The following is a 13,289-nucleotide window of genomic DNA, read 5'->3' as shown; positions in this document are numbered from 1 at the left end:
CTTTTTGCAGAGCTTGTGTTTCCGAAGTCAGCGATTGATTAATGCCATCAAGCAGCGTCAAAGCGCCTTCTACCGAACGGTAAGAGGCGCTTTGTTTATCCCCGAGCTTATACCGCCGTTTCAAAAGTAATCCGGTTCTTGCCGCTTCGCTTGGATATATAGTACGCGTCGTCCGCCAAACGCAATATTTCGCTTGTATCCTGGTTCTCAGGACTCCAGACGGCGGCGCCAATGCTGCAGCCGACATGCACGAATTCCCCGTCGATCAGGAAGGGCTGGTTGATCTTGTCAATGATCCGTTTGGCTACGATCTCGGCTTCCTGCATCGGCTTTGCGGCCGACGTATGCAGGATAACCACGAACTCATCCCCTCCTATGCGCGTGATCATCTCATTTTCCCTGGTCGATTCCAGCAGACGGAAGGATACCTCTTGCAGCAGCTTGTCGCCTGTTTTATGTCCCAGCGTCTCGTTCACCTTCTTGAATCCGTCCAAACCGAGATACAAGAAGCTTAATGTCGAGCGATTCCGCTTGGCTTTGTTTACGGCATGAGCCAAATAATCGTCAAGAGCTGTTCGATTAGGCAGTCCCGTGAGCGGATCATGCCTCGTCATATCAGACATATAGAACGGCTCCGGTTCCGGCCGGGTGAGTTTATTCACAAGATTGCGCAGCGATCTAGAGAGCATGGACAGATCTTTAATCCGCTTAAACTCGGGAATCTCCGCCTTGCCGCCCGAACTGAGCAGATCGGCGCTCTCACTGATCCGCTGAAGCGGACGGATCATCCATCCGGCGCATAACCATCCTGCAATACCGAACAGCACGGCAATAGCCATCCCCGACAGAACGAAATTATTTTGCAGCTTGCGCACGGGGGCTAAAGCGATATCCGCCGGCTGACGAATAATCACGGACCAACCGAGACCGGGATAGTCCATTTCGCCGTCTCCATAAGCGTAACCGGTTAAAAACGATTGGCTTCCCTTGTACTTTTCAATGAGCCAGGAGCTTCTGCCCTGACGCGCCAGCGCTGAGTCCGTCATCTGCTTGCCAACCTGGTTGCTTGGTCCAAGCAGAATTTTATGGTTATGATTGCTGACGACATAGACCTCGGCACCCTCCACCCGTTCTTTTAGAGGCGCCAAAATAGAGGATTCAGCCTGACGGGCCCATTCCCAGCTCAGATAAGCTGCCAATACGCCTAAGGTCCGTCCGCTTTTGTCCTTTACAGGGACGCCGATATCCACAAATTGAAGCCGCTCTCCGCTTGGATTGGGCAGAATTTCGGTCAATAGCGAGTCATCATGCACATCGCCGATATAGGGAGCCTGGAGCCCATTTTGAAAAACGGGTTGCTCCTTCATGCTTCTGCCTTCCATAATATTGCCGGTTGCCGCAAGAACGCTGCCTTTTATATCCGCATAACCGATCCAGGTAAATACAGGCAGACTTTCTTTCAGCTGATTCAGAAGCCCCGCAATCTCCTCCTTATTCACTGGCTCCTGAAAAGCGCCAAGCGTGCCAAGCATCTCTATTTCCCCGGCCCGCGCCCACATGAAGTGATCCAGATTATACGACATCTGATATGCCGCTTCTGCCAGTGATTTTCCAGTGGTAACTTCTGCGGTCTTGGAGGTTTCGTTGCCAATCAAATAACTGAGCAGTACGGTCAATAAAATAATAACGGCTGCAAACGCGCCCGCGAATAGGGTCCGCAAATTTATAGACACCCCGTTCTCCCCTCCCTTTTCCCTATGTAACGTTCCAGAAGACTTTGTTGTAATATGACAACAGCATTTTGGCATATTTTTCGTTTTAATTCTTATATCGGAAAACAGAGGGGTTTTCTGAAGCTGCGGTACATATAAAATCGGCAATCGAAACGCGTTTTCTGCAACGCTTACTTTTACGAAGCAGTATTCGCCTTTTTTTGTTGCTCTCTCCAATATTTTTGCAAAATAATGTTTAAGGAAGATTGTCCTAGACGCAGCATTTCGTTATAATAGCAAATAAACGGGCGGAGGGAAATTATGGGCGCTGCCAGTAGAAAAGAACCATTCCGTTATGTTATGAATCAACCGATTGATTGCTGGCTGGAACTGCCGGCAGGCAGCACGGGTCTGGGTGCCGGAAAGCAGACCGAGGGTGTGCTGCTCGATCTCAGCCGTTCGGGCTGCAAGGTTCGCAGTTCATTAAACGTCCGGTTCACTTCCAAGGACACCAAAATCATCATTCATTTTAAGTTGAACGAGAACATGCTTCGGTTTACGGGAAGCGTCCGATGGGGCTGGATGTATGGCCTTGGCGAATACCAGTACGGAGTCAGACTCGACTTGACCCCGGAAGAGGAAGAAATTCTGACGAGCGAGCTTGATCTCTGGACAATGACATCGAGCCAAGAAGACAGCTAGGAGAAGACGGGACAACCCGTCTTTTTTTGCTTCTATACGGACGGCGCGGTATCTCCCGCAGAATTGTCGCTCTACTCCAGCCGTCAGCCAATTCCCGCTCTCTTTGTCCCCTCTTCTTTTTCCGTTATAATAGCTTTAATATACTTGAAAAATTGGGAGGAAGGTTGAAATTATGGATTCCGTCGTTTCCACCCGCTGGCTGCTGGCCCGGCTGTATGAACCCGAGCTGGTCATTGCGGATTGCCGCTTTCTGCTGTCCGATCCCGAAGCGGGACGCAGCGCCTACCTGAAAGATCATATACCAGGGGCCGTTTATTTGCATTTGGAGGAGCAGTTATCCGCCCCTGTCGGCCCGCATGGCGGCCGTCACCCCCTGCCGGAACCCGCTCTAATTGCAGCTGTACTGGGCCAAGCGGGTATTAGCCGTGACAGCATCGTCGTCGCTTACGATGACCAAGGAGGCGCATTCGCTTCCAGACTGTGGTGGATGCTGCGCTATTTAGGTCACGATAAAGTTTTTGTTATGGATGAAGGTTATTCGGCGTGGAAGGCGGCGGATTTTCCGGTAAGCGATAGTAAGCCTGTCCGAATCCCAACCGCGTACGAACCGGAGGTCCACCCGGAAATGCTGGCAAGCGCCCAGGAAGTCGCGCAGTATTCGCAGGCTGGCGGCTCCGCCGCTGCGCTGCTGATCGACTCGCGTGAGCCGCGCCGCTATGTCGGCCTTGAAGAACCGATCGACGCTAAGGCTGGGCATATCCCAGGTGCGGTCAACCGGTTCTGGAAAGATGTCCTTGACGACCAGGGCCGATGGAAAGACGCCGCCGCGCTGAAGGAGCAGTTTGCCGGCATCGATCCAAGCCGCGAGACAATCGTCTACTGCGGCTCCGGCGTCACTGCCTGCCCGAACGTGCTCGCGCTTCATCGAGCCGGGTATGACAAGGTGCGGCTGTATGCGGGGAGCTGGAGCGACTGGATTAGCTACGAGGGGAATCCGATTGCGACGGGAGAGGAGTAAATGTGAAGAGCCCGCGTTAGACGCGGGCTTGAGGGCCGTGGCAGGCTGTCGAGAGGCAGGCTGTCGCGGCCTTTTTTGACATACTTTTACGGATAGTCGGTAATTAAGAGCACGGAGAATAGCTGGTTTGGGATTTATGTGCAAGTCCAAAGTAAGCCAGGAGAGCCAGTAAGCTGGTCGACAAGATAATGACTCCCATTGGGACTGCTGTATATTCACCGGCAATACCAACTAACGGAGAGGTAAATGCCCCCAGCAGAAACGGCAGCAATCCGAGAAGCGCGGATGCGCTCCCTGCCCTCTGACTTTGTGACTCCATGGCTAAAGAGAAGGAGGCTGTTGAAGTTGTTCCGATAGATGCGACAAAAAAGAACAGCGGAATAACTAATGCCAGTAATGGGCCGTTCAGGAGAATCACAAGTAAGGCCGCAAGACTGGATGCGCCGGATAACAGCAATCCAAAACGCAGGAATCGCCGCTCCGAAATCACATGGTTAAAGCGTCCAACGACTTGAGAACCGAGAATTAAACTTATCCCATTCGATCCGAATAAAATGGCAAACAGTTGGGGAGAGGCGCCATAAATATTCTGGTAGATAAAAGGAGTTCCTGACACATAAGCGAAAACCCCTCCGATCATGATACCTTGTGCCAGCGCGTACCCGGCGAACTCACGATCTTTTAGCAAGGTCCGCATACCTATAATCAGCTCACCAAAGTTGCCTGAAATTCGATTCTGAGCGGGCAAGGTCTCTTTAAGATTCACGGTTGCAAGAATAACTAACACCAATCCAACAGTACCCAAAACCACAAAAACTCCCACCCATGTAGTAAAGGATATAACGCCGCTTCCTGCAATTGGTGCAATTAAGGGAAATAAATTATTCACTAACATAAGCAGTGAAAAAAACTTCGTGAGTTCCGGTCCGCTATAAACATCGCGGATGATCGCCCGAGAAATAACAATTCCTGCTGAGGCGGCAAAGCCTTGAACAAAGCGTGCTGCTATGAAATAGATGATATTAGGTGAGACCGCGCAGACAAATGAAGCGATTAAGTAGAGAATAAGTGAGATAATTATGGGCTTGCGTCTTCCATGAACGTCACTCAAAGGGCCCATAATCATTTGACCCAGACCTAATCCTATTAGGCAAGCAGTTAGACTAAGCTGCACCAGAGAAGCACGGGCGCCAAAATCAGCAGCGATTTCAGGAAATGACGGCAAATACATATCGATTGTAAGAGGACCCAGTGCCGAAAAAGCGCCTAACAGCAAAACAAGTCTAAGACGGTTATCATTTTTTGTTAAAGACATCGTTTGATTTTCTCCTGACTTATGCAAAAATATTTTCCAGGTATTTGGAGTCTATATAAGCTGAACTTAAGATTTTCACATCAGATATCAGTCGTAACTACGAGGAACGTTTGGACTTCCGGCCGCTGTTGTCTTCAGATTTCTCGATATAAACCGCTCTTCGCGGATGAAATCCGAAGACAAAGGCGATCACTATCGTTCCTACAATTCCAAACTTCCCCTTCGTTACTCCTTACCCTGATGCCATTTTTTAAAGTTCATCGTATATAGTTATTGAAATTGGCCCTGAGCAAAGTTTTTGCTTAGGGCCAATTCTGTGTTTTTTATATCAAGTCAATTATTAATTAACTTCGCGCAATCGATGTACTTGCCTTGACTCGATAAGATCCTCTATATTACGCCGGAATTGCTTATAGTGATCAGTCTCAATATGGAAGTTGATAGACTCTTCATCTTTCCAGATTTCATAAAACACAAAAACTGCATTATTTTCTATAGATTGATGAAGGACATACTTTATGCATCCCTCTTCCGATCTGGAAGGTGTTACTAATTTCACTAACTCTTGATGCAGAAGCTGCTCTTTCCCCGGTTTTGCTTGAAGGATGGCTGTAATAGAAATAGCGCTCATTTTCTTTCATCTCCCTTTTTAACAGCTTATCCGAGAAACTTCGTTAAAAAATTACAATGATTTTCTTAAAATTGTCTCCACATCATTTTTATTTAAAGGAACATAACTTCCAAGGGTTTCGGCCACCATTGCTCTCTCAAGCATTATGCCGATTTCCTTATCATCGATTCCATAATCAGAAAGTTTCTCAGGCGCCCCTAGCAAGGTCCAGAATTCACGTAATTTTTGAATCGTCTCAGCCGCCACGTCAGAGTCATTTTTGCCTGCAGCATCAATTCCAAACACGCGAATCCCTAGTTGAGCCACTTTTTCCGGTCTCTTGGCAGCGACAAATTCCATCCAATTCGGGAACAAGATTGCTAATCCGCCGCCATGAGGAATGTCATGAACCGCTGAGACCGCATGCTCGATCGCATGGGTTGCCCAATCGGTTTCAACACCCATGGCTAAAATGCCATTTAAAGCAAGAGACGCATTGAGCATGATGACTTCGCGGTAATCGTAATTACCCAGATCATTAATTAACTTAGGCGCAACTTCCATTGTTGTCTGCAGGATGGATTCACCGAACCGTTCTTGCAGCGGGGCATTGGATGAAGAATGAAAGTATTGTTCGAAGACATGGGACATAATATCTACCATACCGTAGACCGTTTGGTTTTTGGGTACGGAAAAAGTGTTTTCCGGGTCCAGAACACTGAATTTAGGGAAAGTAAGATCGGAAACAAAAAAACGTTTATCCTTTTCCTCCCAATTCGTAATGACCGCACCGCTGTTCACTTCTGATCCTGTCGCGGAGATGGTCAGCACCGTGCCGAAAGGAACGGCTTTTGTCGCTGTTGCCTTATTCGTTACAATATCCCATACGTCGCCTTCGTAGTATACGCCTACAGAGATAGCTTTTGCACAATCAATTACGCTTCCGCCGCCAATAGCAAGGATAAAATCCAAATTATTTGCTTTGATAAGGTCAATTCCCTTTTTCACTGTTGTTAGTCGGGGATTGGGTTCCACTCCGCTCAGTTCCGTAATATAGACATCTGTAATTTCAGACAAGGCTTTAATCACTTGATCGTACAGCCCATTCTTTTTAATACTTCCGCCCCCATATAGAAGCAAAACACGCCGTCCAAAGGATGGAATTTCATTTTTAATTTCTTCGACTTGCCCGCGTCCAAAAAGGATTTTAGTAGGATTATTAAATTTAAAGGGATTCATATGGTACTCCTCCTTTTTATACTGCTTCGGCCGTGTTATTACAAAATGCTGTGGATAATTCCGCCCTCAACTCTTTGAGCCGCACCATTGATGGCTGATGCTTTATCGGATGCAAGAAATACAATGGTATCCGCTACTTCCTCGACTGTGGCATAACGCTGAATCAGAGAAGTAGGCTGGTCATTCTTAAAGTATTCTTTGATAAAGGTATCCAGGTCTTTTCCGTTCTCTTTAGCCAGGTCTGTAATGAAAGTGCCGAATCCTTCCGTCCACGTCGGTCCTGGAAGAACCGAGTTGACCGTTACTTTTGTTCCTTTGGCTACTTCCGCCAAACCTCTTGAAAGCGTAATGAGTGAAGTTTTAGATATACCATAAGGAATAAGTTCAGGATAGGGCTTGATTCCGGCTTCACTCGCAACGTTAATGATTCGTCCCGCATTGCGTTCAATCATCTTGGGCAGGAATGCTCTGGATAAACGAACTGCGCTCATCACATTAATTTGATAGTACTCCAGCCATTCCTCATCCGTCACATCAACAAAAGGCTTTACGGTAAAAACACCCGTATTATTGATTAAGACATCCAAATCTCCAATTTCGTTCACTTTATTGATCAAATTATCGCATTCCGCTTTACCGGAAACGTCTGCGGCAATTCCATAAACCGTTCCGAGTGCGGACAGTTCTTTAACCGTTGCTTTAACATTTTCTTCAGAGCGGCCGTTAATAATAACTTTGGCTCCTTCTTTCAAAAAACTGACAGCTGCTCCTTTACCAATTCCGGCCGTGGATCCTGTAATAAGGACTAATTTATCTTTCAAGTTTAATTCCATAAACATTCTCCTTTCGTGTCATTATGTACTCGTCAAGTCCATAACCATTCACGAACCGAAACTGAAGTACACCTTGCTTTTGATGTGCATTTGCTATTATAGTTCTGTCAGACACGAATGAAAATTAGGTACTTTTTTGTAATATAGGTACTTAAAAGTAATATAGGTACTGATAAGTACCTATTTTTTGAGCATAAAAACGCTGCTGCGCTGAAAGAGAAGTTTGCCGGCATCGATCCCGGCCGCGAAGTCATCGTCTAATGTGGATCAGGTGTCACAACCTGCCCGAATGTGTTGGCGCTAAACAAGGTCGAGTACAGGAATGTTACGCTGTACGCGGGAAGTTGGAGTGACGGGATTAGCTATGAGGAAAACCCGGTTACGACCGGGAGGAGTAAATGAGAAAAGCCCGCGTTTGAAGCGGGCTTAAGGGCTAAGGCAGGCTGACGCGGCTCTTTTTTGGGCTGTTTGCTCGGAACAAGAGCTTAAAGATATACAGAATCGGATGAGCAATACCAAGATTCAAGGAGCGTCGCTCAGGTTTAACGAAGAACGGCGAGGATTACAGCACTATCGATGCTCTTCCCTATTATTTTTTATCTATCACCACCATGACCGGCGGATTACTAATCCTGCGAACTAAGACGTAAAGGGTAATTAGCGCCACAATTCCAGCAATGATTATAACGCCTAGAGGCCCTATGATTAACAGTATTTCATAAACCAACTTAACAGAAGCCTTTACATACATCGTGCGCTGGGGTCCGACTTTGGCTTCATTAGCTAACCAGGTCAGTATAATTCCGGCTAGAATAGTAATCAGCAGCGTTAGTAAAGGTCTGATTCCAGCCTTGAGGACGTTGTATTCCTCTATCCGGTAAGTATGACTCCCCTGCATGTACGTGTATAATTTATCAATGAATTGCTGTTTAACTTGGGCATCTTCAATTACGATAAATTCACTGTCTTTTTTTCCATTAATTTTAGTGTATAAACGAATCCATCTTGTCTTCTTATTGGCCGCAATTCGGGTAATGGTAGAAATCGCAATCGTCTCATCGGAATGCAACAGCTCTTTAACCCCAGCATCTCCTGTGACGCCATTGATGATTTGCTTCGCCTTCTCCAATTTCACTTTCGCATAAATGGTATCGGGTGTCAGTACCACCGCTTCGTCTCCGGATGTAATGAATATATCCGATTCGCTCAAAGAATGAGTAGTCATGATCTTTTTCCTCCTAAAATAAAAACTATTGATTCAGCTGATTGTATTTGTCGATCAATATGCTGAGTTTATCATTGTAATTCTCGGGGGTTCCATCCTCATTTTTCCGGAAAAAGCTGCTGTTCAAATCAAACTCATCCACTGGTTCTTTATTATTTACACGTTCTATAATGTTAGTTGCCGCTACCTTTACTTCTTTGGCCGCATCAACATAACTCTCTAGCGCGTACTCTCTGAAACCTTCTGTCTTTATTCGCGCTTTGTCTGTCGCATATTTATCGATATTTTGAAGATCGGCGATCAGCACCTTGTATTTTTCTTTAAAGGGTTTCAGATCAAGTTTCAAGATATTGTCGGCATATATCTCCTGCTGCTCCATTACATCAGACAGAGCTTCCGCATCAAGCATAAAAGTCAAGATCGAATACCTGATTTGTTCATCGTTCTTAAGCAATTCCTTCAACTCGGCTTGCGTACGTTTCTGCCCTAAATCATTCATAGCGTCAAAAAACACATTCCCCGCTTTTTCATAAGCCTTATAAGCAGTTACGATTTGTGTATGCAGCTGCTTGCCTTTGGCAAATTTATCATCCACATACCCTTTTACATCGTAATAATCATAAGCTTCGCCCAGAACAGCCGTCAATTTCTTAATCGCAGGCTCCAGTTGAACTATGGCCGTATCAACCGCATCAAATGCAGGTTCCTTATCCGCATAATCAAAAGCCCGGTTCATTGTATCCTTATCGTTATCCGAAATAGAGAGCAGGGAGCCGCTAAAATGCTTTTCGATCTTAGGCTGATTCCCGTCTCCGAACTCTTCAAAGTAATCATTAAGCACATCTTGCATACGGCTGGTCATAAAATTATTAAGATCGACATAAGCGTTGTACTTTGCCATTTCCAGATTGAGCTTGTCGGTGTCAGTAAGATTCTCGGATTCATCAGATCCCGCTTCTTTAGCTGCCGCTGAAGCCGTTGCCCCATCCGTCTTCGTTCCCGTATCCGCCGCTTCTGATTTCGTCTCGGCCGCTCTCTGCGTTTGGAGAGAAGAACATGCCGATAACATTAGAAGAAAACCCAAAATCCCAGCCAGCAAACCAGATTTTTTCAAAATTTGCACAATAATTATCCTCCGCTAGTATTAATCGTTGCCGCAAATTGGCTAAAATGCCTTGCGTACATAAAAAGGGGCCATCCTTTCGTCATTATTGATGACCTAGAAGACAACCCCTAGATGCGCATCCTTGCTTAATTTTAGTTCTTGGAGATCAACACAATACGGGATACCTTATCATCGGACAACTTCACAGTCGTCTTACCGTCCTCGCTCATCCGGTACAAACGGCCGTTATCACTCGCATTTATATAGAAAATCCCAGCGATATCGTCTTCATATACGCACAAATCCCATTCCACGCCAACCATCTTGGTCAGCGTTAAGTTTGAATTGAGCACATACGCTCCGCTTTCGGCAAACAGCACGGTCGATCTTACTTTTCCACCATTCATTAAATTACGGACATATCCGACATTCGCTAAAGGAAGCTTCTTGGTGCTCGTTACTTTCCCATTGGCAATCGTGCTGACATAAGCCTTATCTTTACCATCCACATAAGCGAATTTGTTCGATCCCAGATTGACTATTTCATACACGCCGGTTTGATTCAAGGTTATGAATTTGCCGGTTCTATCCATGAGAATGCCTTTGCCTTTGGAATAGTCATAATCATCGTTAGAGTCAAGACGAATCCCTTTATTGAACAAATAATAATCTCCTGCCCATGAGCCGGACAATACCGAATTCGCGTCCAGAGGAGCTTTTGCATTAACAGCTCTGGCATTACCGCCGCCTGCTGGCAGCGTGTATAGCACCATACTGTTCAAAGAATACGTGGTTTCAGCAGGCTTAGTATCCACCATCAGGTAAAGCGTGTTATTGTATGTATGCGCAAAATAATCACCCGGAAAGGCTCCGCTGGCAATCCATTGAACAGTTCCGCTGCCGTCTGCCGCTTTGGAAGCCACCCAGGTGCGCCCATTCTTCAGCGCATTATAATAAACTCTGCCGCTCACTACCGTAAATCGAGGGAAGTTCGTATCCGCCATATCGGCAATCAAGGTACCGTCTGTAGATCTCTCGGCGTTGGCCGATGCGCGGTAAATTCCACCCTTGTCATCCATGTAATAAATAAGGTCGCCCTCTGTTATGTAATGAAGTATCCTTTTGTCTCCGCCAAAATTAGAAATTTTGGCTTTGTCATCTGTTAGTGACAAGCGAAGCAATGTCGTGGATGTGGCATCATACAAATAGTACAAATAATTGCCCGCAGGCTTCAGCTTCACTCCGTCGAAATTTTCGCGAATTTTCTGCGCGGGGCTTCCATCGGTTCGCACCCGGTACAGATCCCCGTTAGATACATAATACACATAAGCATCATCAGACGGAGCTGCTACTACTCCTTCAGCTTTTGCACGTCCCACTGTGACTTCGGTAAGTGCCAAAACGAAGACAAGCAGGGTAAAGAGGGTCTTTCTGGCAAATCCATAGCAGCTGTTCATTTCAAAACTCCTTGTCCTAATAAAATATATAAAAGCAATACTTTCTCTTTTATCGGCTTTATATTACAATTTTCCCATAATTCATTAGTCCCAAGTTTTACTTAATGAACTAGAATGGACTTTATGCAATCCTGCCGCTGACTTACAACCGCGATACTACAAGCCTAATCAGTTCATTTTAAGCGTCGTTATATGCCAGACGATCATTCATCCAGTTAGGAGGATTGAGTCAAAAGTCACGCCACGGGAGCGTTTACTTTTTTTCTTTAACAGGGATATGCATTTATGCGAACGTTCGGTTGAAATACACGCCTGGCTGATGAATGATAATGCTCCTTGAAATTGAGAGTCCGGAGTTATCACAATGGAAGTCTATGCCTTCTACAATTTTGAAACGATTAGTTGCAACAAAGGCTGCCGGCAAGATGCCGGCAGCCTTTGGGAGTTATTTATTCACAATGCAAACAACATTAAGCAGAGGCTTCGTTTATCTGCAATCGCTTGAATTGGGTCAGCAGAAAAATCCCGGTCAACACAACAACGACCCCTGACCAGAAAAACCACGCTTGAACGCCATACTTGTCTACGATTGGTCCAGCCAGCAGCAATCCGATCGGTGAGGCGAGCAGCATCACGCTGGTAACAAGCGAAATAACGCGGCCCAGCATCGCAGGCTCATACGCCCTCTGAATCATGGCCATATACGGCCCGTTAAAGAAAGGGGCAGCCGCTCCTATCAGAAACGACAATATGACAAAGACGAAAAAAGCCTCATTGCTGATTATTCCGCTAACCAAGCAGGTTAAGCCCATGATAATCAAGCTCCCGCAAATATACACAATATCGTTCCACTTCGAAGCCGCGACAGCCAGCAATAATCCGCCAAGGATCATACCGATGCTGAATACCGCTTCAATAAAGCTCGCGCTGTATCCTCCGCGTCCAAAATGTGACAGCGTCATAAAGGGAAAGAGTGTCGCAAGCGGCATGAACACCACGCTGAAAACCGCCGTAGCCATCGTAATGACGACAATTGCTCTAACCTTAATGAACGCTTGCCAGCCCAGCTTAAATTCGCTCATAAAATTAGGCGATTGCTGCGCTTCCGGCTTCGGTTGATTGATGCGGACGAACAACAGCATGAGGTTGGCAATTAATGCGCCTGCCACGTCCAAGAACAGCACGATGCCAAGGGAAGCAGCCGAATAGACAGCAATGCCGAGAGCCGGACCGATCACGTTAGAGAACGAAAAGACCATTTGATGCCAGCCCGCTACTCGCGTCAACTGCTCTTCGGGAGCGAGGAGCGGAATTACCGCCTGGAATGAGGGGGCATGGAAAGCGGTCGCGACAGAGCGCACCATTAATATTAGGTAGACAAGTCCCAAGCCGGGATCGCCCAGATAGAAATACAAACCTAAAATCAGGCTGAAAAACGCAATTGTGCTGTCTGCTGCGATCATCGTTTTCTTGCGGTTCCACCGGTCAAGCCATACGCCGATAAAAGGACCTAAAATCGCTTGCGGCATAAAACCGGCAAGTCCGGCTGTAGTTAATACCATTGCCGACTGCGTCGTTTCCGTCAAATGCCAGATGATTGAGAATTGAACCATAGAGCTAGTTAAAATGGAGAAGATCTGTCCGGTAAACAGGATCGCGAACGCTTTTTTCCAGTGAGCTAGCATAAAATACCATCCTTTGTTTTAGATAATGTATAAATGAAACACAAATAAAACCCATGCCATTTTTCAAAAAAAGGCCGAGCCTCGTGATCCACTCACTTATTACCTTAAACGCATGGAATGGGTACCCAAAAAAACACCTCCATACAAGCTACAGTCAGTTTAACAATGACGAAACAACTTTTCAATAGGAATGAAGCTGCCAGTCCCAACCTGAAATACGAAACGAACGAGGAAAGCGAGAGTTGCTTCACCGGAGAATCATTTTCCATTCCTCGAACCAGGCTGATCAAGTAAATATATGGCATTATCAAGGGTAAAATTATTCTTTTTACAAAAAAAAGTGAGAAATTTGCCTGTCCAGTTACGTCTTAATATATAAATCAATTCT

Annotated in this window: 11 protein-coding genes and 1 pseudogene; 3 read left to right on the top strand and 9 right to left on the bottom strand. The window is 46.1% G+C overall.

Annotated features, from left to right (window positions below; translation table 11 throughout):
• Window positions 1-107 precede the first annotated feature (107 nt).
• A complete protein-coding gene (locus tag VK70_RS08650) occupies window positions 108-1,733 on the bottom strand; it encodes a sensor domain-containing diguanylate cyclase (protein ID WP_025695119.1) in 1,626 nt (541 codons plus the stop codon).
• A gap of 300 nt (window positions 1,734-2,033) precedes the next feature.
• On the opposite strand from VK70_RS08650, the gene VK70_RS08645 reads away from it, so the two are divergent.
• Window positions 2,034-2,414 carry a PilZ domain-containing protein gene (locus VK70_RS08645; RefSeq protein WP_025695120.1) on the top strand — a complete coding sequence of 127 codons (381 nt, stop codon included), beginning with the start codon at window positions 2,034-2,036 and terminating at the stop codon, window positions 2,412-2,414.
• A gap of 172 nt (window positions 2,415-2,586) precedes the next feature.
• Complete coding sequence (locus tag VK70_RS08640) at window positions 2,587-3,432, top strand: sulfurtransferase (protein WP_046723148.1); 846 nt, start codon at window positions 2,587-2,589, stop codon at window positions 3,430-3,432.
• A 103-nt stretch (window positions 3,433-3,535) separates the two neighbouring features.
• On the opposite strand, the gene VK70_RS08635 is transcribed toward VK70_RS08640, so the two are convergent.
• The 4 genes from VK70_RS08635 to VK70_RS08620 all read right to left on the bottom strand — a co-directional run bounded on the left by VK70_RS08635 (window position 3,536) and on the right by VK70_RS08620 (window position 7,429).
• Entirely contained in the window at window positions 3,536-4,747 is a 1,212-nt protein-coding gene (locus tag VK70_RS08635; RefSeq protein ID WP_046723143.1) for a multidrug effflux MFS transporter, read from the bottom strand.
• Window positions 4,748-5,087: 340 nt separating this feature from the next.
• Window positions 5,088-5,378 (bottom strand): putative quinol monooxygenase, encoded by a 291-nt coding sequence (locus VK70_RS08630; protein WP_025697946.1) that lies wholly within the window; start codon window positions 5,376-5,378, stop codon window positions 5,088-5,090.
• Window positions 5,379-5,429: 51 nt separating this feature from the next.
• On the bottom strand, window positions 5,430-6,596 hold the full coding sequence (locus VK70_RS08625) for an iron-containing alcohol dehydrogenase (protein WP_025697948.1): 1,167 nt from the start codon (window positions 6,594-6,596) through the stop codon (window positions 5,430-5,432).
• A 38-nt stretch (window positions 6,597-6,634) separates the two neighbouring features.
• Window positions 6,635-7,429: an SDR family NAD(P)-dependent oxidoreductase gene (locus tag VK70_RS08620; RefSeq protein WP_025697950.1), complete on the bottom strand. Its 795-nt coding sequence runs from the start codon at window positions 7,427-7,429 to the stop codon at window positions 6,635-6,637.
• A 216-nt stretch (window positions 7,430-7,645) separates the two neighbouring features.
• Between VK70_RS08620 and VK70_RS28900 the strand changes: the two are divergent.
• Window positions 7,646-7,831 (top strand): annotated as a pseudogene (locus VK70_RS28900) (sulfurtransferase); the annotation flags it as partial.
• A 187-nt stretch (window positions 7,832-8,018) separates the two neighbouring features.
• Here VK70_RS28900 and VK70_RS08615 read toward each other — a convergent pair.
• The 4 genes from VK70_RS08615 to VK70_RS08600 all read right to left on the bottom strand — a co-directional run bounded on the left by VK70_RS08615 (window position 8,019) and on the right by VK70_RS08600 (window position 12,901).
• On the bottom strand, window positions 8,019-8,654 hold the full coding sequence (locus tag VK70_RS08615; protein WP_025697952.1) for a hypothetical protein: 636 nt from the start codon (window positions 8,652-8,654) through the stop codon (window positions 8,019-8,021).
• Between the two features lie 25 nt (window positions 8,655-8,679).
• Complete coding sequence (locus VK70_RS08610) at window positions 8,680-9,777, bottom strand: YiiG family protein (RefSeq protein ID WP_025697954.1); 1,098 nt, start codon at window positions 9,775-9,777, stop codon at window positions 8,680-8,682.
• Between the two features lie 134 nt (window positions 9,778-9,911).
• A complete protein-coding gene (locus VK70_RS08605) occupies window positions 9,912-11,216 on the bottom strand; it encodes a DUF5050 domain-containing protein (protein WP_025697955.1) in 1,305 nt (434 codons plus the stop codon).
• A 470-nt stretch (window positions 11,217-11,686) separates the two neighbouring features.
• A complete protein-coding gene (locus tag VK70_RS08600) occupies window positions 11,687-12,901 on the bottom strand; it encodes an MFS transporter (RefSeq protein WP_025697956.1) in 1,215 nt (404 codons plus the stop codon).
• Window positions 12,902-13,289: the final 388 nt, after the last annotated feature.

Source organism: Paenibacillus durus ATCC 35681 (assembly GCF_000993825.1).
Classification (GTDB): domain Bacteria; phylum Bacillota; class Bacilli; order Paenibacillales; family Paenibacillaceae; genus Paenibacillus_AQ; species Paenibacillus_AQ durus_B.
This window is presented reverse-complemented; position numbering and strand designations above follow the sequence as displayed.

Excerpts from the sequence above, each read along its gene's own strand:
- VK70_RS08645 (WP_025695120.1), top strand. The coding sequence starts at position 2,034 with ATGGGCGCTGCCAGTAGAAAAGAACCATTCCGTTATGTTATGAATCAA.
- VK70_RS08605 (WP_025697955.1), bottom strand. The coding sequence starts at position 11,216 with ATGAACAGCTGCTATGGATTTGCCAGAAAGACCCTCTTTACCCTGCTT.
- VK70_RS08625 (WP_025697948.1), bottom strand. The coding sequence starts at position 6,596 with ATGAATCCCTTTAAATTTAATAATCCTACTAAAATCCTTTTTGGACGC.
- VK70_RS08640 (WP_046723148.1), top strand. The coding sequence starts at position 2,587 with ATGGATTCCGTCGTTTCCACCCGCTGGCTGCTGGCCCGGCTGTATGAA.
- VK70_RS08620 (WP_025697950.1), bottom strand. The coding sequence starts at position 7,429 with ATGGAATTAAACTTGAAAGATAAATTAGTCCTTATTACAGGATCCACG.
- VK70_RS08635 (WP_046723143.1), bottom strand. The coding sequence starts at position 4,747 with ATGTCTTTAACAAAAAATGATAACCGTCTTAGACTTGTTTTGCTGTTA.
- VK70_RS08615 (WP_025697952.1), bottom strand. The coding sequence starts at position 8,654 with ATGACTACTCATTCTTTGAGCGAATCGGATATATTCATTACATCCGGA.
- VK70_RS08600 (WP_025697956.1), bottom strand. The coding sequence starts at position 12,901 with ATGCTAGCTCACTGGAAAAAAGCGTTCGCGATCCTGTTTACCGGACAG.
- VK70_RS08630 (WP_025697946.1), bottom strand. The coding sequence starts at position 5,378 with ATGAGCGCTATTTCTATTACAGCCATCCTTCAAGCAAAACCGGGGAAA.